18 protein-coding genes are annotated in these 21,037 nt (G+C 63.2%); 12 read left to right on the forward strand and 6 right to left on the reverse strand.

Annotated elements, in window-relative coordinates:
* Nucleotides 1-325 precede the first annotated feature (325 nt).
* From CF161_RS20345 to CF161_RS20355, 3 genes are all read right to left on the reverse strand, one after another.
* A complete protein-coding gene (locus CF161_RS20345; RefSeq protein ID WP_020298487.1) occupies nt 326-1,147 on the reverse strand; it encodes a peptidoglycan DD-metalloendopeptidase family protein in 822 nt (273 codons plus the stop codon).
* A 3-nt stretch (nt 1,148-1,150) separates the two neighbouring features.
* Nucleotides 1,151-2,530 carry an exodeoxyribonuclease VII large subunit gene (gene xseA / locus CF161_RS20350; protein ID WP_020298488.1) on the reverse strand — a complete coding sequence of 460 codons (1,380 nt, stop codon included), beginning with the start codon at nt 2,528-2,530 and terminating at the stop codon, nt 1,151-1,153.
* A gap of 75 nt (nt 2,531-2,605) precedes the next feature.
* Entirely contained in the window at nt 2,606-3,502 is an 897-nt protein-coding gene (locus CF161_RS20355; RefSeq protein ID WP_020298489.1) for a LysR family transcriptional regulator, read from the reverse strand.
* 99 nt (nt 3,503-3,601) lie between these two features.
* Here CF161_RS20355 and CF161_RS20360 point away from each other — a divergent pair, with 99 nt between their 5' ends.
* The 7 genes from CF161_RS20360 to CF161_RS20390 all read left to right on the forward strand — a co-directional run bounded on the left by CF161_RS20360 (nt 3,602) and on the right by CF161_RS20390 (nt 10,529).
* The gene (locus tag CF161_RS20360) at nt 3,602-4,369 is read left to right on the forward strand and encodes a sulfite exporter TauE/SafE family protein (protein ID WP_020298490.1); all 768 of its coding nucleotides are present in this window, start codon (nt 3,602-3,604) and stop codon (nt 4,367-4,369) included.
* A gap of 147 nt (nt 4,370-4,516) precedes the next feature.
* Nucleotides 4,517-5,065: a hypothetical protein gene (locus tag CF161_RS20365; protein ID WP_020298491.1), complete on the forward strand. Its 549-nt coding sequence runs from the start codon at nt 4,517-4,519 to the stop codon at nt 5,063-5,065.
* A gap of 210 nt (nt 5,066-5,275) precedes the next feature.
* Entirely contained in the window at nt 5,276-6,745 is a 1,470-nt protein-coding gene (gene guaB / locus CF161_RS20370; RefSeq protein ID WP_020298492.1) for an IMP dehydrogenase, read from the forward strand.
* Nucleotides 6,746-6,844: 99 nt separating this feature from the next.
* On the forward strand, nt 6,845-8,422 hold the full coding sequence (guaA, locus tag CF161_RS20375; protein WP_020298493.1) for a glutamine-hydrolyzing GMP synthase: 1,578 nt from the start codon (nt 6,845-6,847) through the stop codon (nt 8,420-8,422).
* A gap of 146 nt (nt 8,423-8,568) precedes the next feature.
* Nucleotides 8,569-9,456 (forward strand): M24 family metallopeptidase, encoded by an 888-nt coding sequence (locus CF161_RS20380; RefSeq protein ID WP_020298494.1) that lies wholly within the window; start codon nt 8,569-8,571, stop codon nt 9,454-9,456.
* Nucleotides 9,457-9,723: 267 nt separating this feature from the next.
* Nucleotides 9,724-10,005, forward strand: a complete 282-nt coding sequence (locus tag CF161_RS20385; protein WP_020298495.1) for a hypothetical protein — start codon at nt 9,724-9,726, stop codon at nt 10,003-10,005.
* A gap of 2 nt (nt 10,006-10,007) precedes the next feature.
* Entirely contained in the window at nt 10,008-10,529 is a 522-nt protein-coding gene (locus CF161_RS20390) for an AlpA family transcriptional regulator (RefSeq protein WP_020298496.1), read from the forward strand.
* Here the strand turns inward: CF161_RS20390 and treR are convergent.
* The gene (gene treR / locus CF161_RS20395) at nt 10,526-11,230 is read right to left on the reverse strand and encodes a trehalose operon repressor (protein WP_020298497.1); all 705 of its coding nucleotides are present in this window, start codon (nt 11,228-11,230) and stop codon (nt 10,526-10,528) included. The two genes, CF161_RS20390 and treR, sit on opposite strands and share 4 nt — an antisense overlap.
* Nucleotides 11,231-11,583: 353 nt before the next feature.
* Between treR and treP the strand changes: the two genes are divergently transcribed.
* The 5 genes from treP (at nt 11,584) to CF161_RS20420 (ending at nt 18,990) form a co-directional block, all read left to right on the forward strand.
* Nucleotides 11,584-13,026 carry a PTS system trehalose-specific EIIBC component gene (gene treP / locus CF161_RS20400; protein ID WP_020298498.1) on the forward strand — a complete coding sequence of 481 codons (1,443 nt, stop codon included), beginning with the start codon at nt 11,584-11,586 and terminating at the stop codon, nt 13,024-13,026.
* A gap of 77 nt (nt 13,027-13,103) precedes the next feature.
* A complete protein-coding gene (gene treC, locus CF161_RS20405) occupies nt 13,104-14,753 on the forward strand; it encodes an alpha,alpha-phosphotrehalase (RefSeq protein ID WP_020298499.1) in 1,650 nt (549 codons plus the stop codon).
* A 110-nt stretch (nt 14,754-14,863) separates the two neighbouring features.
* Nucleotides 14,864-16,087 carry a carbohydrate porin gene (locus CF161_RS20410; protein WP_043229927.1) on the forward strand — a complete coding sequence of 408 codons (1,224 nt, stop codon included), beginning with the start codon at nt 14,864-14,866 and terminating at the stop codon, nt 16,085-16,087.
* A 60-nt stretch (nt 16,088-16,147) separates the two neighbouring features.
* A complete protein-coding gene (gene ptsP / locus CF161_RS20415; protein WP_020298501.1) occupies nt 16,148-18,688 on the forward strand; it encodes a phosphoenolpyruvate--protein phosphotransferase in 2,541 nt (846 codons plus the stop codon).
* A 2-nt stretch (nt 18,689-18,690) separates the two neighbouring features.
* Nucleotides 18,691-18,990 (forward strand): PTS transporter subunit EIIB, encoded by a 300-nt coding sequence (locus tag CF161_RS20420; RefSeq protein ID WP_020298502.1) that lies wholly within the window; start codon nt 18,691-18,693, stop codon nt 18,988-18,990.
* Between the two features lie 65 nt (nt 18,991-19,055).
* Here the strand turns inward: CF161_RS20420 and CF161_RS20425 are convergent, their stop codons facing one another.
* Both CF161_RS20425 and CF161_RS20430 read right to left on the reverse strand, forming a co-directional pair.
* Entirely contained in the window at nt 19,056-19,412 is a 357-nt protein-coding gene (locus tag CF161_RS20425) for a hypothetical protein (protein WP_020298503.1), read from the reverse strand.
* A 103-nt stretch (nt 19,413-19,515) separates the two neighbouring features.
* Nucleotides 19,516-20,961 (reverse strand): amidase, encoded by a 1,446-nt coding sequence (locus CF161_RS20430; RefSeq protein ID WP_020298504.1) that lies wholly within the window; start codon nt 20,959-20,961, stop codon nt 19,516-19,518.
* Between the last annotated feature and the right edge of the window lie 76 nt (nt 20,962-21,037).

Below are 21,037 nucleotides of genomic sequence, written 5' to 3' on the forward strand. Positions count from 1 at the left end.
CGGTGGGTCAATGGTTTTTGAAGCAGGGGGGACGAGGCACCGCGATTCAGCCTGGCAGTCGTGCACTGACGAGGCAGAGGCTTCGATGTTGACGACGCTGGATGAGGGTGTGAGAGGTTTTCATGAGGTCAACCCTAACCACTGGGGTGAAAGATGGCAAGCGACCGCAAAAAATTGAGAGGAATACTCGAAAGTCGAAAGATGGCGAGATTTTGTTTCGGGATTTCCCGTTATTAATGGTTTTAATTGCGTGAGTGTTTCCCGCGGCGCAATTTATGCGGGCCAGCCTGCCAGCGATTCAACTGGGCAAGCCGGCCCGGGGCCATCAGGGCTGGAAGGCGCCGATAAAGATCGCCGGGTCGACCCGGGCATCGTTCAGGCTGACGTTCCAGTGCATGTGCGGCCCGGTCGCGCGACCTGTCGAACCGACCTTGCCCACCACGCCGCCACGGGCCAGTTGCTGGCCGACCTTCACGTCGATTTTCGACATGTGGCAAAACATGCTGATAAAACCCTGGCCGTGGTCGACGAACACCGTATTGCCGTTGAAGAAGTAGTTGCCGATCAGAATCACCTTGCCGCCCGCGGGCGTCTTGATCGGCGTTCCCGCAGGCACCGCAAAGTCCAGCCCGGCGTGAGGATTGCGCTCTTCGCCATTGAAGAAGCGGCGGACCCCGAACTTGCTCGACAGCGGGCCGTTGACCGGTTTGTCCAGCAGCAGGTTGCTCGGGGTGTTCGGACTGAAGGTGCGGTAGGCGCGGATCTGCTCGGCCAGTTCACCGTCGATGCGCTTGAGGTCGGCCGGATTGGGGTTGACCTGACGCTGGTTCTTCAAGGTGATGTGTTGTTCTGGGTATTTCTTGCTGCCGACCACGAAGCTCAGGTTGCGCCCGCCCGCGGTGATCTGCTGGGTGCCTGGTTTGACGGTCAGGGGCACGCCGACGATGGCCAGCCAGTTGTCCTGTTCCTTGACCACCAGCACCGGTTTGCCCCCGTAGCTGGCTTTGGGCGCCTGGGCGGCGCTACCCAGGTCGACCACGGCCACCCCGCCGGGCACCGGCTTGTTAAGCAAGCGGGTAATGTAGCTGTCGGCCTGGGCGTTGAGGGTCAGGCACAGCAGTAGCGCGAAGCTCAGAAAACGCGGCATGGATCAGTCCAGTAGAGAAAGGGTAACGGGCGTCAGGTGGTTATCTTCGACGCGAACGTGCAACTCGCCTTCGCCCAGCTTGGCTTTGAGGCGTTGCCCAGGCCGGGTCTGTTCGGCGCTGCGAATGGCCTGGCCGCGCTCGTCCAGCAGAATGCTGTAGCCCCGACCCAGGGTGGCCAGGGGGCTGACCACCTGCAGGGTCTGGACCTGGCTCTGCAACTGCAGGCGCCTGGATTTGAGCCCTTCGCGCATGGCCCTTGGCAAGCGTTCGGCCAGGCTCTCAAGGCGCTGGCGCAGCATGGCCAGTTGGCGGCCGGGGTGCTGACCGGCGAGGCGGGTTTCGAGGCGGATCAGGCGTTCGCGGCGGGTATTGAGGCTGCGTTCGAAGGCTCGGCGCAGGCGCATGTCCAGGTCATCCAGGCGCTGGGCCTGCTGGCGCAGGCGTTCGCCGGGGTGACGCAGGCGCCGGGCCATGCCTTCCAGGCGCAGGCGGTCCCGGGCCAGGCGGTCGCGCATGCGCATCACCAGCCGGCGATGCAGGCTTTCGACGCGGCGTACCAGGTCGCTGGAGTCTGGGGCCAGCAATTCGGCGGCGGCCGAGGGCGTAGGGGCCCGCACGTCGGCGACAAAATCGCTGATCGAGACATCGGTTTCATGGCCGACGGCGCTCACAATCGGCGTCACGCAGGCATCGACCGCACGGGCCACGGCTTCTTCGTTGAAACACCAGAGGTCTTCCAGCGAGCCGCCGCCGCGGGCCAGGATCAGTGCATCGAAACCCCGGGCATCGGCCATTTGCAGGGCGCGGACGATCTGCGCGGTGGCTTCGCGGCCTTGCACGGCGGTGGGGATCAGCGTCAGGGCAACCTGCGGTGCACGGCGGCGGAACACACTGATGATGTCGCGAATCACCGCGCCGGTGGGCGAACTGATAATGCCGATGCGCTGCGGATGGGCTGGCAGCGGCCGTTTGCGTTCAGCGCTGAACAGGCCTTCGGCGCTGAGTTTTTCCTTGAGGGCATCGAAGGCCAGGCGCAGGGCGCCATCACCGGCCGGCTCCACGGTATCGAGGATCAACTGATAGTCGCCACGGCCTTCGAACAGCGAAACCTTGCCCCGCACCTTGACCGCCAGGCCGTCCTTCAAGGCCTGGCGCACCCGCGCGGCGTTCTGCCGGAACAGCGCGCAACGTACCTGAGCGCCACTGTCCTTGAGGGTGAAGTAGACGTGGCCGGAGGCCGGGCGGGCGAGGTTGGAGATTTCGCCCTCGACCCAGATATTGCTGAACACATCTTCAAGCAACACCCGCGCGCGGCCGTTGAGCTGGCTGACGGTCAGGACCTCGCGGTCCAGGCCGAGTCTTGCAAAGGGATCTTTAATCATGGGGCGCAGTTTAAAGGCGAGCCTCGCCAGGGAACAACGCAAATCGGCAAAACCCCGAATGGCCTGTGCCCGCGGCTAGAGGGCGCTGCGAAAGGTCTCGATAAATTGCGCCACCAAGGGCGTCGGCTGCTGGCGGCAGGCCAGGGCGACAGTGCTTTGACAATCCGGGTCGGCCAGGGGCAGGAAATGAATGTTCGCCGGGGCGATATCACGCATCGACTCCGGCAGCAGGGCAATCCCGAAGCCGGCCTGGATCAACTGCAACTGGGTGGTCTTGCGCGACACCACCCGCGCCGCCTTGGGGAAAAAGCCCTGGCGCATGCAGAGTTCGGCCGACAGGTAGCTCAGGCCGCCCCGTTGTGGGTGGGGGATGGAGATAAAGGCTTGCTGCTTGAGATCTGCCAGGTTGATGCCTCGGGACGCAGGGGCCAGCGCCAGGGGATGTTGGGGCGGCACGGCGAGCAGCAGCGGCTCGTTGAACAGCGGGATGATCTGCACCCCTTCGCGCTGGCGCAGTACCGGCAGACGCAGCAGGCCGATATCCAGGCGACCTTGCGCCAACTCCTCAAGCTGCGCCTCCGACGACAGCTTGACGATGTCCATGTTGGCCCCGGGGCAGTGTTCCAAGTAGGTGCTGATGGCGCCCAGCAGGCGCCCGCTCATGGGCACGGTGCTGGAGTGGCTCAGGCGCAGGGTGCCCAGTTGCCCGTGGCCGACCTGGGTCGCGTGTTCGCTGGCCTTGTGCAACTCGGTCAGTAGCGTGCGCGCCCTGGGGAAAAACGCTTCGCCCGCGGCGGTCAGTCGGGGCAGGCGCGAGGTGCGTTCGAACAGCGGGGTTTGCAGGTGGCTTTCCAGCTCCTTGATCTGCCGGCTCAACGCCGACTGGGCCACGAACAGGCGCTCGGCCGCCGCGCTGAAGCTGCCGCATTCGGCGATTTCCACGAAATAACGCAACTGGCGGGTCGAAATCACGAGTCATGCCTTTTTGAGATGAGTAAGTGCCCCGGACGATATTAGTCGCAAGGCTCGCCGCTGGCTAAAGTCATCTGCAACTGGATAAGGGGTCAATTGATGAGTGCGCTTGAGTTGTTGAGTCAGTGGTCGTTCAGCCCTTGGGCCTGGTTGTTGATCGGAGTCGGCATTGTCCTGGCTTATATAGTGTTCGGCATTGCCGGCTTTGGTACGGCGCTGGTGGCGGGGCCGATCCTGATTCTGTTCATGCCGCTGTCGAAGATCGTACCGCTGCTGGTGCTGCTGGATTTTGTCGCAGCCTTCGGCAATTTGCTGCCGTCGCGCAAAGACGTGGCCAAGCCTGAATTGCTGCGTTTATTACCCTGCATGGCGGTGGGCTGCACCTTGGGGGTGATTTTCCTGCTCAACCTCAAGTCGGATCTGTTGCTGTTGATGATGGGGCTGTTTATCAGCGCCTATGCGGTTTACAGCTTGTGGATCAAGGCCCGGCCCACTCGCCTGGGAGCAGGTTGGGCGGTCCCCATGGGGATCGTCGGTGGCTTGTTCGGGGCGCTGTTTGGCAGCGGTGGGTTCCTCTACGCCATTTACCTCAACAGTCGCCTGCCCAAGGATCCGGCCCGGGCGACCCAGAGCGCGCTGATCAGTTGCAGCACCGTGGTCCGCTTGAGCCTGTTTATGCTCGCCGGGGTCTATGCCGAGCTACCCTTGTTGGTGTTGGCCCTGTGCCTGTTGCCGGCGATGGCCCTGGGGCTGTGGATCGGCCGGCGGGTCACCATGAGGCTTTCGCGAGAGGCCTTTGTCCGACTCGTGACTTGGCTGGTGCTGGCCAGCGGGCTGGCCCTGATCGGTCGCTACCTGAGCACTTGACCTGTGGGGATCAGGGATTAAGCTGCCGGCCCGCAGGCTTGTCATTGGCCCACCGCTACCCACCTCGATGCGGGTAGCGGTTCGCCGCTGATGATGCCCACGCTGACGACGCAGCTCTTTCCTTTCAGACGTTCCAGGCCCCGCCCCATGAATTCGCAAAGCATCATCGTCCCGAAAATCTCCACCTTGCCGGTGCACGAACCGCGCGCGCGGGCGATCGTGCGCTGGCTGGTGCGCAAGAACATCATCGAAGAGACCCTGAGCACCTGCGGCCGCACCGGCAATCGCATGGCCCATGCCATTGCCCCGGGTGCGCGGGCGGTGGTGCTGCACCCTGAAGCGCTGCCGTTTGGCGAGCCGATCAACGGCCTGGAGATCATCACCGCGCGCTGCATCTATACCCCGGCCAAAGGCTTTCTCGAAGAAGCCGGTTGCGCCGAGTGCCGCCAGGAAGTCGGCGAGGCGCTGTTCGAGAGCCTGGAGGACTGGATGCCCGGGCGCACCGATAACTTCACCTGCCCGCTGTGTGGCCATGAAGACGACATCAATGGCTTCCTGTTTCTTCAGGAGTGCGGGTTTTCCAACCTGGGCTTTATCTTCAACAACTGGGCCGAGGCCGGGTTCAAGCAGGACTTTATCGATGAGTTCGCCGATTGGCTGGACGTGCCGGTGAGCTGGGTGAAGGTCGAGTTGTAAATAGCGGCCCGGCCGGGCGCCGGCAAACTGCGCAACGGGGCTAGAGGAGGGGCTGAGGGAGGGGACGACGTTGCGCTTGATATAGACGTAGCGGCGCGACAATTGCCCCACCCATCACCCCGTCGATATTAGGCATAGTTTTACATTGAGCCGGCGGGGCTGTCTGAGTATAATGGCGCGCTTCCAATTTCCCGCCCGGGAGCCCCCGCGATGCTGCGTATCAGCCAAGAAGCCCTCACCTTTGACGACATTCTTTTAGTCCCCGGTTATTCCGAGGTACTTCCCAACGAAGTCAGTCTAAAGACCCGTCTTACCCGTGGCATCGAGCTGAATATTCCACTGGTCTCCGCCGCCATGGACACCGTCACTGAAGCCCGTCTGGCAATCGCCATGGCTCAGGAAGGCGGCATCGGTATCATCCACAAGAACATGACCATCGAGCAGCAAGCTGCCGAAGTGCGCAAGGTCAAGCGTTACGAGGCCGGCGTGGTCAAGGACCCGATCACCATCGAGGCCGAAGCCACTGTTCGCGAGTTGTTCGAACTGACCCGCATGCACAACATCTCCGGCGTTCCGGTACTGCACGATGGCGACCTGGTCGGCATCGTCACTTCCCGTGACGTGCGTTTCGAGAACCGTCTGGAAGCCACTGTCCGTGAAGTGATGACGCCTAAAGAGCGCCTGGTCACGGTCAACGAAGGCGCCAACAAGAATGACGTGCGTGAGTTGCTGCACAAACACCGCATCGAGCGCGTGCTGATCGTCGACGAGAAATTTGCCCTCAAAGGCATGATGACCGTCAACGACATCGAAAAAGCCAAGGCTTACCCGCTGGCTAGCAAGGACGACCAGGGTCGTCTGCGTGTTGGTGCTGCGGTCGGCACCGGCAAGGACACCGGCGAGCGCGTCTCGGCCCTGGTGGCTGCCGGCGTTGACGTGGTGGTGGTCGACACTGCCCACGGTCACTCCAAGGGTGTGATCGACCGCGTGCGTTGGGTCAAAGAGAATTTCCCTGAAGTGCAAGTGATCGGCGGCAACATTGCCACCGGCGCTGCCGCCAAGGCCCTGGTTGAAGCGGGCGCCGACGCAGTCAAGGTCGGTATCGGCCCAGGCTCGATCTGCACCACCCGTATCGTTGCCGGTGTCGGCGTGCCGCAAATCAGCGCCATTGCCAATGTTGCATCGGCCCTTGAAGGCACTGGTGTGCCGTTGATCGCCGACGGTGGCATCCGCTTCTCCGGTGACCTGTCCAAGGCCATCGTTGCCGGCGCTTCCTGCGTGATGATGGGCTCGATGTTTGCCGGTACCGAAGAGGCACCAGGCGAAATCGAACTGTTCCAGGGTCGTTCCTACAAGGCTTACCGCGGCATGGGTTCGCTGGGTGCGATGTCCCAGGCCCAAGGCTCTTCCGACCGTTACTTCCAGGACTCCTCTGCGGGTGCCGAGAAGCTGGTTCCGGAAGGCATCGAAGGCCGTGTGCCGTACAAGGGCGCCTTGGGTGCGATCATCCATCAACTGATGGGCGGCCTGCGTTCCTCGATGGGCTACACCGGCAGCGCCGACATCGAAGAAATGCGCACCAAGCCTGAATTCGTGCGGATTACCGGCGCCGGTATGGCCGAATCCCACGTGCACGACGTGCAGATCACCAAGGAAGCGCCAAACTACCGCGTAGGTTGAGGCTTCAAGCAAATCGTTAAGCAACCGGGGCTGTTTTATTCAGCCCCGAGTTGTTTCTGAATCACGACTGTTACTGATTGACTTAGACGAGACTGAATCATGGCCCTCGATATTCACGCTCACCGCATCCTGATCCTCGACTTCGGTTCGCAATACACCCAACTGATTGCCCGCCGCGTGCGTGAGATCGGCGTGTACTGCGAACTGCATCCGTTCGACATGGACGAGGATGCCATTCGCGAATTCGCTCCAAAAGGCGTGATCCTCGCCGGCGGTCCCGAGTCCGTGCACGAAGCCAACAGCCCTCGCTGCCCGCAAGCCGTGTTTGACCTGGGCGTCCCGGTCTTCGGTATCTGCTACGGCATGCAGACCATGGCCGAGCAGTTGGGCGGCAAGGTTGAAGGTTCCGAGTTGCGTGAGTTCGGTTACGCCCGGGTTGATGTGGTCGGCAAGAGCCGCCTGCTCGATGGCATCGAAGACCACGTCGACGCCGATGGCCTGTTCGGCATCGACGTATGGATGAGCCACGGTGACAAGGTCACCAAGATGCCAGAGGACTTCCACATCCTCGCCAGCACCCCGAGCTGCCCGATCGCTGGCATGTTCAACGATGCCCGCGGCTACTACGGCGTGCAGTTCCACCCGGAAGTGACCCACACCAAGCAGGGCGGTCGCATCCTGTCGCGCTTCATCCTCGACATCTGCGGCTGCGAAGCGCTGTGGACTCCGTCGAAAATCGCTGAAGACGCCATCGCCCAGGTTCGCGCCCAGGTCGGCACCGATAACGTCCTGCTCGGCCTGTCCGGCGGTGTGGACTCCTCGGTGGTCGCCGCGCTGCTGCACAAGGCCATCGGCGACCAGCTGACCTGCGTCTTCGTCGACAACGGCCTGCTGCGCCTGCACGAAGGCGAGCAAGTGATGGCCATGTTCGCCGAGAACATGGGCGTCAAAGTGATCCGCGCCAACGCTGAAGAGCAGTTCCTGAACAACCTGGCTGGCGAAAGCGACCCGGAGAAGAAGCGCAAGATCATCGGCCGCACCTTCATCGACGTATTCGATGCCCAGTCCAACAAACTGGACAACATCAAGTACCTGGCCCAGGGCACCATCTACCCGGACGTGATCGAGTCGGCTGGCGCCAAAAGCGGCAAGGCCCACGTGATCAAGTCCCACCACAACGTGGGTGGCCTGCCGGAAGAGATGAACCTCAAGCTGGTAGAACCGCTGCGCGAACTGTTCAAGGACGAAGTCCGCCGTCTGGGCCTGGAACTGGGCCTGCCGTACGACATGGTCTACCGTCACCCGTTCCCGGGCCCGGGCCTGGGCGTGCGCATCCTCGGTGAAGTGAAGAAGGAATACGCCGACCTGCTGCGTCGCGCTGACCACATCTTCATCGAAGAGCTGCGCAAGGCCGACTGGTACCACAAAGTCAGCCAGGCGTTCGTGGTGTTCCAGCCGGTGAAATCCGTAGGCGTTGTCGGCGATGGCCGTCGCTACGCCTGGGTCGTGGCCCTGCGTGCCGTGGAAACCATCGACTTCATGACCGCGCGTTGGGCACACCTGCCTTACGAGCTGCTGGAAACCGTCAGCGGCCGCATCATCAATGAAATCGAAGGCATCTCCCGCGTGACGTATGACGTGTCGAGCAAGCCGCCGGCGACCATTGAGTGGGAATGATCCCGTCGTCTCACCCAGGTGAGAGCGTCGTGAAGCGGATGAGCGTTTGCTAGTTCGCAAGGAAGGCTCCTGATCGCAAGATCAGGGGCCTTTTTTTTAACAAGACGGGCTGTCGACGGAGACAGCCTGGGGATAGGGATATTGCGATGAGTCTGTTCAGCAAGGTACTGCGCACCCTGGGTCTGGCGGGGGCAACTCCGGAGCCGCCGGAGGCAGTGGTGTCGCCGCCCCTGACACGCTTTGATCGGTTTGCGGCTGATAATCGGCAGGCCTTTGAGCTGATCGGTGCCTTGCCGGAGGAGCAGATTGTGGCCGAGGAGCGGCGGCTGGCGGTTGAGGTGACGGAGATTCTGCAGTCGCTCAAGCCGCTGATTGGCGAAGGCGTGTCGCGCCTGGAGATCCAGGAGCATGTGCTGCAGCAACTGGACAGCCGCGACCTGCTGCCTGCGCTGGTGGGCTACAAGGGGTACCCGGCGGCAGTGCCGGTGTCGGTCAACGCTGAGCTGATCAGCGTCCCCCCTTCGGAAAAACTGTTGCCGGCCAGTGCGCTGGTCAAGGTCGAGGTCATGGTTTCATCGCGCAAGGGGTATGGCGCGCAGTCCTGGACCTTTGCCACGCCTGACGCCAGCGCTGAGCAACTGCGCTTGCTGGCCTGTGCCAAGCAGGCGCTGGAGCAGGGGCTGAGGCAGGTGCGAGCTGGGGCGCCGGTGGGTGATATCGGCGCCGCCATCCAGGATGTGCTGGATGCCCAGGGGTTCAGTGCGGTGGCTGAGTACTGCGGCTACGGCATGGGCCGGCAGCGGATCCAGGAGCCTCAGGTCCTGGGTTATCGCGCGGCCGGGAATAGCGCGCCGATGGTGGCCGGGCAGGTATTGAACGTCCAGGTGCTGGCCAAGGCCGGGAGCCGCGCTATCCGGATCAGGGCCGATGGCTGGAGCGTGCTCGCTCAAGACCGAGGCGATGGCGTGGTGTTGAGCGCCATGATTCGGGTCACCGAAGACGGGGCGGAGCGCCTGAGCCGATTCGTCGACTGACCGCGCTCAGGTGATGCACACATGGCGATCTCACCTGGGGTGGATCGCCATTTGTGTTTCCAGGTATTGGAAATGCGCGGTTTTCCAGGGGTCGTGCAATACCAGGAAAGACATTGCCCCTGCCTGCCTCTGGGCTGCTGTGTACCCTTTGAACCTCACCCCTGCTGTTTGCTCCTGGCGGCGGATTGTCCGTTGAGCGGGTAGGTTTGATTTTTTCACGGTTGTCAGTTGACAACCGTTCATTGCTGGCGATACTGGAGGCCACGGATGGCTCGTGCAATTCATCCCAAGAAAGACATCGAGATGGCGTTGCGTTACGCCGAGTTGCAGGGCTGGCGTGTGGAGGTGGGAGGCAGCCATGCCTGGGGCAAGCTTTATTGCCCCTACAACAGCGAGCTCTGTCGTTGCGGCGCGTTTTGCATCAGCAGCATCTGGTGCACGCCGAAGAACCCGGGCAGTCACGCCCGGGCGTTATGCCGGGTGGTCGACAACTGCACCCTCAACCAGATGCGTGGCGCCAAGCCCGTATCCCATGGCCGGGAGTCATGATTATGGAATACCTGTTCACCCTGACTTACCTTTTGCCTGCCGACGATTGCGAGGTCGATGCCTTGATCGAGCGCCTGGGGGCTGCAGGTTGTGATGATGTTCTGATCGGCAGCGGGCTTGCAGGGCGCCTGGCCCTGGAGTTCTGCCGCGAGGCCGAGAGTGCGCAGGCGGCATTGTTCAGCGCGCTGGGTGATATCAAGCGCCTGATCCCCGGCGCGCGGCTGGTGGAGGCGAGCCCGGATTATGTCGGCTTGAGCGATATCGCCGACCTGGTCGGGGTTTCCCGGCAGAACATGCGCAAGTTGATGCTCACCCATGCCGCCACTTTTCCCCTGGCGGTGCATGAGGGCAGTGCTTCGTTCTGGCATCTGGCGGAGGTCTTGAGCTGGCTGCAAGCCAAGGGCGGCTACGTGCTCAAGCAGCCGATGATCGAGGTGGCGCGGGTCGCGCAGCACGTGAATACCCACAAGGAATCTCAGCGCATCGGGCCGCTGAAGACCGAGCTGCTGGCCTTGATCGGCTAACGGCGGGCGACATCCGAGAAGTAGAACTTGTCCAGGGTGTGCCGTGATTCGGTGTATTCGAACTGGCGGCCATCCTGCAGGAAGGTCTGGTTGCTGACCACGATCACATGGCTCTGACCGTCGAGGTCGAGGTGTTGCTGGTCGTCCTTGCTGCGGGGAGTGGCTTCGATGGTGCGTTGGGCGTAGCTGATCTGCAATTGCAGGGTCTGCTCGATATAGGCGTAGATCGAGTGCTCGGCAATCTGCCGGTCGAGCCCGGGAATCAGTTCGGCGACAAAGTGGTTGATGTCGAGAATGACCCGTTTCCCGTCGATGCGCCGTACCCGTTTGATCCGGGTGATCAGGCTGCCTGGCTCGGCTTGCAGGTGTTCGGCCAACGCGCCTTCGAGGGGGAACTGGCTGAACTCCACGACTTCGGTGCTGACATCGTTGCCCAGGCGCGGGTAGGTTTCCTGAAAGCTGACGATGCCGCCCAGCTGGAACTCGATCGGGTTGGGTGAGAGCACGAAGGTGCCTTTGCCGTGGATCTTTTGCGCGAAACCGCGTTCCTGGAGCTGTTCGATGGCCTTGCGGACAGTGCCGCGACTGGCCTGGTAGCTGTCCATCAACTCGGTTTCGGAAGGCAGGCGGGCGCCGCGTTGCAGGCGTTCGGTGGTGATACTGGCAAGCAGATCGGTGTAGATCTGGTTGTATTTGCTCATGGGATGGCTCTATGCCGGGCTGTGCTCAAGGCAGGAACCTTAAGGGCAGGCTCCCGGTTTGTCCATCCGCCGGGCCCTGCAGCTGCTTGCAGGCAGGCGCTTGCCGGAGCCTCTGACGCAGGCTGCGGCGCGCCAGGGGCGGCAGGCTTGTCCCAGGCCCCGCAGGTTCTGAAAGCCGCCTGGAGCGCCTGGTATCGACCCTCGACCCGATAGCCGTGCGGATCAGGGCGGGACGGCTTCAGAATAGATAAACGCAAACTCGTCTGTACGAGTTGTTGCTTTAACTCGTACAGACGAGTACTTTTCGCTTCGGCGTGCTGCCAATAACAAAAAACCAGAGCGGACGAACAAGCATGAGCCACGACTATTCGAAAATCGCCAGCGAGATGCTGCACAGCCTCGGTGGCGCAGAAAATATTGAGCAGGCCGCGCATTGCGTCACTCGCCTGCGCCTGGCCCTCAAGGACCCGAGCCGGGTAGACAGCGCAACGCTGAACCAGATCGACCTGGTCAAGGGATCGTTTTTCACCGGGGGCCTGTTCCAGGTGGTGATCGGCCCCGGAGAGGTGGAAAAGGTCTACGCCGCCTTGCGCCAACTGACCGGTTTGGCCGCGGCCACCATTGCCGATGTGAAGCAACGGAGCGCCGACAAGATCAACCCCATGCAGCGCCTGGTACGGGTGTTCTCCGATGTGTTCATGCCGATCCTGCCGGCCCTGATCATCGCGGGCCTGCTGATGGGGGTGAACAACCTGATCGGCGCCAAGGGCATGTTCATCGAGGGCCAGACCCTGCTGGAGGCTTACCCGACGCTCGATGGCGTGTGGAGCCTGATCAACCTGATGGCCAACACCTCTTTCGTGTTCCTGCCGGCGCTGGTGGGCTGGTCGGCGGCCAAGCGTTTTGGTGGCAGTGAAATCCTCGGCATCGTCCTGGGCCTGATGCTGGTGCATCCCGACCTGCTCAATGCCTGGAACTACGGCAAGGCCGTGGCCGGGCTGGACGGCCAGAGCCTGCCGTACTTCGACATCCTCGGTTTGTTTCAGATCGAGAAGGTGGGTTACCAGGGGCAGATCCTGCCGATCCTGCTGGCGGCCTACGTCATGAGCGTGATCGAGAAATGGCTGCGGGCCCGGGTGCCGAATGCCATCACCTTGCTGGTGGTGCCGATCACCACCATCGTGGTCACCGGGGTGCTGGCGCTGGCGATCATCGGCCCGGTGACCCGTCACCTGGGGATCCTCATCACCGAGGGCGTGGTCACCTTGTTCGACCTGGCGCCAATGCTCGGCGGTGCGATCTTCGGCCTGCTCTACGCACCGCTGGTGATTACCGGCATGCACCACATGTTCCTGGCGGTGGACTTGCAGTTGATCTCCACCCAGGGCGGCACCTTTATCTGGCCGATGATCGTCATGTCCAACCTGGCCCAGGGCAGCGCGGCGCTCGCGGTGTTCACCATGAGCCGCAATGCACGAGATCGCAGCATGGCGTCGACTTCGGCGATTTCCGCTTACTTCGGCATCACTGAGCCGGCGATGTTCGGCGTCAACCTGCGCTACAAGTTTCCGTTTTATGCCGCGCTGATCGGCTCGGCGCTGGGCAGCATTTTCCTTTCGCTGAACAAGGTCCAGGCCTCGGCGATCGGGGTCGGTGGCCTGCCGGGTTTCATCTCGATCATCCCGCAGTACATCCCGATGTTCGTGATCGGCATGCTCGTCGCCCTGGTCGTGCCCTTCGTGCTGACCTGCGCCTTGAGCCTGAAGATCATTCGCCCGGGGTATCGCGTGGCTTGATGGCCGCGGCGTGCCGGGGCACAGAGCGCAAGCGGCAGCACAGGTTTTATTGAATTCGATTTCTTGAGGAAACCGCCATGCAAGACTGGCAGCGTTCGGTGATCTACCAGATCTACCCGAAGAGTTTTTACAGCCACTCAGGCCAGGCCACTGGCGACCTGTTGGGGGTGGTCGACAAGCTCGACTACCTGCATTGGCTGGGTGTCGACTGCCTGTGGCTGACCCCGTTCCTGCGCTCGCCGCAGCGTGATAACGGCTACGACATCAGCGATTACTACGCCATCGACCCGAGCTACGGCACCATGGCCGATTGCGAGTTGCTGATCAGCGAGGCCGACAAGCGCGGCATCAAGCTGATGCTGGACATCGTGGTCAACCACACCTCCATCGAGCATGCCTGGTTCCAGCAGGCCCGCAGCAGCCTGGACAACCCCTATCGCGACTTCTACATCTGGCGCGACCAGCCGAACAACTGGGAGTCCAAGTTCGGCGGCTCGGCCTGGGAGTACGAGGCGCAAACCGGGCAGTACTACTTGCACCTGTTCGACCACACCCAGGCCGACCTGAACTGGGACAACCCCAGGGTGCGGGCCGAAGTGTTCAAGATGATGCGCTTCTGGCGTGACAAGGGGGTCGGTGGGTTCCGCCTGGACGTGATCAACCTGATTTCCAAGCCGGCCAACTTCCCCGAAGACAGCAGTGACGGTCGGCGTTTTTACACCGACGGCCCCAACGTGCACCGCTACCTGCAAGAGATGCACCGCGAGGTCTTTGCCGGGCATCGCTTGATCAACGTCGGCGAGATGTCCTCCACCAGCCTTGAGCACTGCATCCGCTACTCGCGTCCGGATTCGCAGGAATTGTCGATGACCTTCAACTTCCACCACTTGAAGGTGGACTACCCGAATTTGCAGAAGTGGGTGCGTGCCGATTTCGATTTCCTTGAGCTCAAGCGCATCCTTTCTGATTGGCAAACCGGAATGCAGGCCGGCGGCGGCTGGAACGCGTTGTTCTGGTGCAACCACGACCAGCCACGGGTGGTCTCGCGGTTTGGCGACGACGGCGAGCATCGCGTGGTGTCGGCGAAGATGCTCGCCACCGCGCTGCACTTTCTTCAGGGCACGCCGTTCGTGTACCAGGGGGAAGAGCTGGGCATGACCAACCCGGGCTTTGACAGCATCGACCAGTACCGCGACGTCGAGACCCTCAATATCTATCGCCTCAAGCACGATGCCGGTGAGTCCGAGGCCTCGAGCATGGCGGCGATCATGCAGAAGTCGAGGGATAACGGGCGCACCCCGATGCAATGGAACGGCCAGGCCAATGCCGGATTCAGCAGCGCCGAGCCCTGGATCGGCATACCGGCCAATGCTGCGCAGATCAACGTCCAGGGCCAGCTCGAAGACCCGGCCTCGGTGTTGCGTCACTACCGTGGGCTGATTGCCTTGCGTCGCAGCGAACCGTTGATTCAGCACGGCCAATACCGCCAGTTGCTGCCCGAGCACCCCCAGGTCTGGGCCTACCTGCGTGAGGGGGAGGGCGAGCGGTTGCTGGTGGTGAACAACTTCTACGGCACCCACTGCGATGTCGAGTTGCCGGAACAGGCAATCGGCGACGCGGCGCAGCAACGGCTGCTGATCAGCAACTACGACGATTGCCCGCCACGCACGGGGCAGTTGTCGTTGCGACCTTATGAATCGTTTGTCCTGCACCTGATCGATCGCTAGCAACATCCCCCGGCCAGTGAACCCGGTGTGCCTGGCACGCCGTGGGCTTGCTGTTGCCAGCGAGTGCCTGCCGGGGCAAACCAAACACAATAAAAATAATGGGGTGGCTTATGAAAACAACAATAAATCGCGGCCTTGCTGCGTCCTGCGTGTGCCTGGCCTTGCCGTTCTCGGCCCAGGCCCTGGAGTTTGCCGGGTACATGCGCAGCGGCGTTGGGACATCGGTCAACAGCAGTTCGCAGTCCTGCTTCCAGTTGCCCGGTGCCCAGTCCAAATACCGGTTGGGTAACGAGTGCGAGCAGTACGCTGAGCTGGAGCTGCGCCAGGATCTGTACACCCTCGACGACGGCTCGGTGCTCAGCGTCGATGGCATGGCTTCGTTGTACAACCGCTACGATCGCAACCTGACCTTCCAGGGCGAAAACGGTGCGGCGCGCATGCCGCAGATGTACGCCCAGTGGTCGAACATGCCCAGCCTAAACGGCGGTTCGCTGTGGGCCGGGCGGCGTTACTACAAGCGTAACGATATCCATATTTCCGACTTCTACTACTGGAACCAGAGCGCCACCGGCGGCGGTATCGAGGACGTGCTGATTGGCGACCTGAAGTACAGCTACGCCTTTTCGCGCAAGGACAACCTGTACCAGAAGGACGCCATCAGTCGGCACGACTTCAACGTTTCCGGGTTTGATACCAACCCCGGCGGCGAGCTCGAGTTCGGCCTGAGCTACATCGACAAGCCCGACCGTCGCGATGCCCATCGGGGCTGGGCGATCACGGCCCAGCACGTGCAGAAGAACTTTCTCGGCGGCAAGAACAAGCTGGCCCTGCAATACGGCGAAGGCCCGGGCACCGGGCTCGGCTACACCGGCGATGTGCACCTGGATGACAACAACAAAAGCTACCGGCTGGTGGAGTTTTTCGACTGGCAGGTGACCCCGCGTTTTGGCGGCCAGGTCGAAGCGGTCTACCAGAAAGACATTCGCCCTGACGGCAATGACCAGAACTGGATTTCCCTGGGGGTCCGCCCGGCGTACGCCATTACCGAGCAATTCAAACTGGTCACCGAACTGGGCCACGATCAGGTGGAGGCCCCCGGCGGGACGCGTAAGCTGAGCAAGTTCACCTTCGCCCCTACCTGGTCGCCCAAGGGCCCGGATTTCTGGGCGCGCCCGGAAGTGCGCCTGTACTACACCTATGCCAGTTGGAACGAGGCGGCCAAGCGGGCGGCCAATGAATTGGCGGCGGGCTCGGCACTCTCCGACACCGGGGCCTTTGGCACTGCGCGGCATGGGGCGAACGTCGGTCTGCAGGTCGAGTACTGGTGGAAATAAGCGAGGCCTGTGGGGCTCGCGCTCCATCGGCATCCATACGAACAAACAGCAGGTGAAGTCATGGCCACAACCCAACAATTGCAACTGCTGGCACCGCTGTCCGGGGTGCTGATGCCCCTGGAGCAGGTGCCGGACCCGGTCTTTTCCAGCCGTGTGATCGGTGACGGGGTGTGCATCGATCCGACCTCGCAGACCCTCTGCGCGCCGCTGGCCGGGGTTATCAGCAACCTGCAGCACAGCGGCCATGCACTGAGCATTACCAGCGAGCACGGGGTCCAGGTGCTGATGCACATTGGCCTGGACACGGTGAACCTGGCCGGTCAGGGCTTTACCCGGCTGGTGCAGGAAGGCCAGCAGGTCGAGGCCGGCCAGCCGCTGATCGAGTTCGATGCCGATTACCTCGCCCTCAACGCCCGCAGCCTGTTGACCCTGATGCTGGTGGTCAGCGGTGAGCCGTTCAGCCTGCTGACCCCGGGCCTGATTGCCGTGGAGGCCGGCCAGCCGTTGTTGCGCCTTGAGGCCGGCGAGCAAGACGCGGGTGTGGCAGAGCAGGCTGAGTCGGGCACGGCGGTGTTTTCCAAGCCCGTCAGCCTGCCCAATCCCAACGGCTTGCACGCGCGGCCGGCGGCGGTGTTCGCCCAGGCGGCCAAGGCCTTTGGCGCGAGCATTTATTTGCATAAGCAGCAGAACAGCGCCAACGGCAAATCCCTGGTGGCGATCATGGCCTTGCAGACCGCTTACGACGACAAGGTGCAGGTCAGCGCAGTGGGGGCGGATGCCGACGCGGCGATTGTGGTGTTGTCCGAGCTGTTGCTGGCCGGCTGCGGCGAGGCGCTCAGCACGGTGTTCGCTGCCCCGGCCAGCACACCGCTCGCGCCGCTGTCGCAGACCTTGCTGCGCGGGGTGTGCGCGTCCGCAGGTTCTGCTTTTGGCCAGGTGGTGCAGGTGGCTGAACAGCACCTCGACATTATCGAGACGGCCACTGACCCGCGCCGCGAGCAGGCAACGTTGCAGCGTGCCCTGGGCGAGGCGACCCAGGCCCTGCAGCGCCTGGGGGAAAACGCCAGCGGCCAGGTCCAGGCGGAAATCTTCAAGGCCCATCAAGAGCTATTGGAAGACCCCAGCCTGCTGGAACAGGCCCAGGCCCTGATCGAGACCGGCAAGAGCGCGGCCTTTGCCTGGAACAGCGCGACCCGCGCCACCGCCGAGCTGTTCACGAGTTTGGGCAGCAGCCTGCTGGCCGAGCGCGCGCTGGACCTGGCCGATGTCGGGCAGCGGGTACTCAAGCGGATTCTCGGGGTGGAGGAGCGCGACTGGGTCCTGCCGGAGCAGGCGATCCTGATTGCCGAACAACTGACCCCCTCCCAGACTGCCGGGCTCGATACCCGCAAAGTGCTGGGGTTTGCCACCGTGGGCGGCGGCGCCACCAGCCATGTGGCGATCCTCGCCCGGGCCCTGGGCTTGCCGGCCATCTGTGGCCTGCCGGAACAGGTATTGGCCGTGCCCGCCGGTACGCGGGTGTTGTTGGATGCCGACCAGGGTGAGCTGCACCTGGACCCCGAGCTGGCGGCGATCGAACGCGTGCAGGCGCGACGTCAGCAGCAACAGCAGCGCCATCAGCAGGATGTACAGCAGGCAACCCTGGCCGCGGTGACCCGCGACGGGCATCACATCGAGGTGACGGCCAACGTCGCCTCGCTGGCTGAAACCGAGCAGGCGGTGAGCCTGGGTGGGGAAGGCGTGGGCCTGCTGCGCTCGGAGTTTCTGTACCAGCAGCGCAGCGTCGCCCCCAGTCATGAGGAGCAGGCCGCCACCTACAGCGCCATCGCCCGCGCCCTGGGGCCGCAACGCAACCTGGTGGTGCGGACCCTGGATGTCGGTGGCGACAAACCCCTGGCTTACGTGCCGATGGACAGCGAAGCCAACCCGTTTCTCGGCATGCGCGGGATCCGCCTGTGCCTGGAGCGTCCGCAACTGCTGCGCGAGCAATTGCGCGCAATACTCGCCAGTGCCGGGCTGGCGCGCCTGCACATCATGCTGCCGATGGTGACCCAGCTGTCGGAGCTGCGCCTGGCGCGGCACATGCTTGAAGAGGAGGCCCGGGCGCTGGGGCTGCAGGCGTTGCCCAAGCTGGGGATCATGATCGAAGTGCCGGCCGCGGCGTTGCTCGCGGATCGGTTTGCCCCCGAGGTGGATTTCTTCTCCATCGGCACCAACGACCTGACCCAGTACACCCTGGCCATGGACCGTGATCACCCACGTCTGGCCAGCCAGGCCGACAGCTTTCACCCGGCGGTCTTGCGCCTGATCGCCAGCACCGTGCAGGCCGCCCATGCCCACGGCAAATGGGTCGGGGTGTGCGGTGCCCTGGCCTCGGAAACCCTGGCGGTGCCGTTGTTGCTGGGGCTGGGGGTGGATGAGCTGTCGGTCAGCGTGCCGTTGATCCCGGCGATCAAGGCGAGGGTACGCGAGACGCTGCTGCAGGATTGCCAGGCCCTTGCCGAGCAGGTGCTGAACCTGGAAAGCGCCGAGCAGGTGCGTGAGGCCTTGCATCGGCATCAGGCGCTCGCGGCGGTTACCTCATTGGTTGTGGAGAACTGAACATGTTCGAAAAATTGCAGCGGGCGTTCTGGAAGGCCCTGACGCCGGATCTGATTCCGGAGACGGCGGGCGTTGCGCTTCCAGCCCAGGACGATAGCGGGTTGAACTCGGCGGTGTTGTCGGCCCTGGGTGGCAGTGACAACCTCAAGTCGCACCAACCCTTGGCCCTGACCCGGGTGCGCGTGGAACTGCGCGACCCGAGCCGGCTGGACCCTGTGGCCCTGGTGGCGGCCGGGGTGCCGGGGGTCATGCCCCTGGCCGGTGGTGTGGTGCATTTGCTGTTGGGGTTGCGGGCAGGGTGAAACAGCGGCCGGGCCCTTGGCCAGAGGCGGGCGGTTCGCTCGCCTGGGGCCAGGCCCGCCAGGGTTTATTCACAGCGTTGGTCGATCTGGCTGCTGTAGCGGCGCGGAGTGCTTTTGCGAGGGCGCTCTATCGGCGTGCTGCGGGGGCTTCTCCAGACATCGATCACCGCTCGGCCATGGGCCAGCCCGGCTTCCAGGGCGGCCTGGCTTGTCGAGTAGTCGTGCCCATAGGGTGGGCAGGCAAAGTGCACCGAGAAACAGGTGTGCTGGCCTTGCCCGGAAATCCGTCCGATGTAGCTGAAGGTCTCGCTGCTGTCGGCGCACCCGAAGTCCGGCGAGCCGGGCTCCTTCAGGATCATGACGTAGATGTCATGTTCAAAATGGGTGTGTTGGTACCAGCAACCGGAAATTCCATGTTCCATTGTCTTATTCCTCGCATTCTGCTGATTCGCTATCGCGAAAATCGCTCTGCTTGAGCCCCGGAACCACGACCAGCCTCTGGCCGATATCCGCAGCTCCCCTGGATCACTGCGTGGCTGCGGGCAGCCCTGCAGGTGTATCAAATACGGTCAATGACGTGCGCTTCTCCAGCTCGCGGGCGGCGCGCAGCACCAGGTCGTCGCGACCGAAGCGGGCAATGATCTGCAAGCCGATGGGCAGGCCGTCGGGCGTCAACCCGCACGGAATGCTCAGGGCCGGTTGCCGGCTGAAATTGAACGGGAACGTGGTCGGCTGCCACATCATCGAGACCTCGGCCGGCCAGTCCGGCGGCATGCTGTGCTCGATGGCGAACGGCGCGACCATGGTGGTCGGTGTCAGCAACAGGTCGTAGTCGCTGAGAAAACTGTGCAAGCCCTTGGCTACCGAATTGCGCTCTTCCACCGCGCAGGCGTAGGTCAGGGCATCGGTGCGCCGCGCCCGGGCCTGGCAGTCCAGGAGAAAGTCACCGGCCAGGTGCTGACTCTCGATGGGCAGTTCGCTGGCCATGGCCCGGGCCACCTCGACCGGCCAGGCGGCCAGATAACGCGGCGCCGGGTTGCCGATATCCGGCGAGGCCTGGACCAGGGTCGCTCCGGCCTGTTCCAGCAGCGTCGCGGCTGCCTGGCAGGCGCGGGCAATGTGCGGATCGACATAGGCGGCGTAGCCCAGGTCGAGGCTGAAGGCGATACGCAGGCCGCGTACGCCGTCTTCGATATTCGGTAAAAAGCCTGGAGTGGCATGGGGCCAGGCGAAGGGTTCCCGCGGTTCGTGTTCGCTCATCAACTCCAGCAGCAAGGCGATATCACGCACATGGCGGGCGATCGGGCCTTCGGCCGCCATGCCGCCCGGGTCGATACTCGGGTAGCCGGAAATCAGTCCATGGCTGGGCTTGAACCCGACCACCCCGCAGAAACTCGCCGGCGTGCGGATCGAGCCGGCTGCATCGTTACCGGTCGCCGCCGGAGCGAAGCCCGCCGCGACCCCGGCGGTACTGCCGCCGCTGCTGCCACCGGCGTGCAGTTCAAGGTTCCACGGGTTGCGGGTAATGCCGGTCAGCGGGCTGTCGGTCAGGGGTGTACTGCCCAGCTCGGGCAAGGTGGTCTTGCCAATGAAAATCGCCCCGGCCCTGCGCAGTTTTTCCACCAGGCTGGCGTCGCGGGTCGCGGGTGCCACGTCAGCCAGGGCTCGGGATCCGTTACGGGTGTACCAGCCGGCAATGTCGGTGTTGTCCTTGATCAGCAGGGCAATGCCATCGAGCCGGCCCTGTGGCGTGCCCGCCGCCCAGCGCGCGGTCGAGGCCTGGGCTGCCCGCAACGCATTCTGGTCCTGGCGCTCGCAGACCGCATTGAGCAGGGGATCGAGGCGGTCCATGCGCGCCAGCAAGGCCTGCAACAGGTCGACAGGGGTGAAGCGCAGCGTGGCAAAGCCATCGAGCAGGGCCTCGATCGACAACAGGTGCAGGGCAGGTTGGGGCAACACAGGCAATGGCATGGGCACGACTTCAATCATGGGGGCCCGCACGCCAGGCGCGGGGCACCGCAATAGTTATAGAGCCGCCCGGTACCCG

Origin of the sequence: Pseudomonas sp. CF161 (assembly GCF_000416215.1) — a bacterium.
Classification (GTDB): domain Bacteria; phylum Pseudomonadota; class Gammaproteobacteria; order Pseudomonadales; family Pseudomonadaceae; genus Aquipseudomonas.

Excerpts from the sequence above, each read along its gene's own strand:
- CF161_RS20345 (WP_020298487.1), bottom strand. The coding sequence starts at position 1,147 with ATGCCGCGTTTTCTGAGCTTCGCGCTACTGCTGTGCCTGACCCTCAAC.
- xseA (WP_020298488.1), bottom strand. The coding sequence starts at position 2,530 with ATGATTAAAGATCCCTTTGCAAGACTCGGCCTGGACCGCGAGGTCCTG.
- CF161_RS20360 (WP_020298490.1), top strand. The coding sequence starts at position 3,602 with ATGAGTGCGCTTGAGTTGTTGAGTCAGTGGTCGTTCAGCCCTTGGGCC.
- CF161_RS20365 (WP_020298491.1), top strand. The coding sequence starts at position 4,517 with ATGAATTCGCAAAGCATCATCGTCCCGAAAATCTCCACCTTGCCGGTG.
- guaB (WP_020298492.1), top strand. The coding sequence starts at position 5,276 with ATGCTGCGTATCAGCCAAGAAGCCCTCACCTTTGACGACATTCTTTTA.
- guaA (WP_020298493.1), top strand. The coding sequence starts at position 6,845 with ATGGCCCTCGATATTCACGCTCACCGCATCCTGATCCTCGACTTCGGT.
- CF161_RS20380 (WP_020298494.1), top strand. The coding sequence starts at position 8,569 with ATGAGTCTGTTCAGCAAGGTACTGCGCACCCTGGGTCTGGCGGGGGCA.
- CF161_RS20385 (WP_020298495.1), top strand. The coding sequence starts at position 9,724 with ATGGCTCGTGCAATTCATCCCAAGAAAGACATCGAGATGGCGTTGCGT.
- CF161_RS20390 (WP_020298496.1), top strand. The coding sequence starts at position 10,008 with ATGGAATACCTGTTCACCCTGACTTACCTTTTGCCTGCCGACGATTGC.
- treR (WP_020298497.1), bottom strand. The coding sequence starts at position 11,230 with ATGAGCAAATACAACCAGATCTACACCGATCTGCTTGCCAGTATCACC.
- treP (WP_020298498.1), top strand. The coding sequence starts at position 11,584 with ATGAGCCACGACTATTCGAAAATCGCCAGCGAGATGCTGCACAGCCTC.
- treC (WP_020298499.1), top strand. The coding sequence starts at position 13,104 with ATGCAAGACTGGCAGCGTTCGGTGATCTACCAGATCTACCCGAAGAGT.
- CF161_RS20410 (WP_043229927.1), top strand. The coding sequence starts at position 14,864 with ATGAAAACAACAATAAATCGCGGCCTTGCTGCGTCCTGCGTGTGCCTG.
- ptsP (WP_020298501.1), top strand. The coding sequence starts at position 16,148 with ATGGCCACAACCCAACAATTGCAACTGCTGGCACCGCTGTCCGGGGTG.
- CF161_RS20420 (WP_020298502.1), top strand. The coding sequence starts at position 18,691 with ATGTTCGAAAAATTGCAGCGGGCGTTCTGGAAGGCCCTGACGCCGGAT.
- CF161_RS20425 (WP_020298503.1), bottom strand. The coding sequence starts at position 19,412 with ATGGAACATGGAATTTCCGGTTGCTGGTACCAACACACCCATTTTGAA.
- CF161_RS20430 (WP_020298504.1), bottom strand. The coding sequence starts at position 20,961 with ATGCCATTGCCTGTGTTGCCCCAACCTGCCCTGCACCTGTTGTCGATC.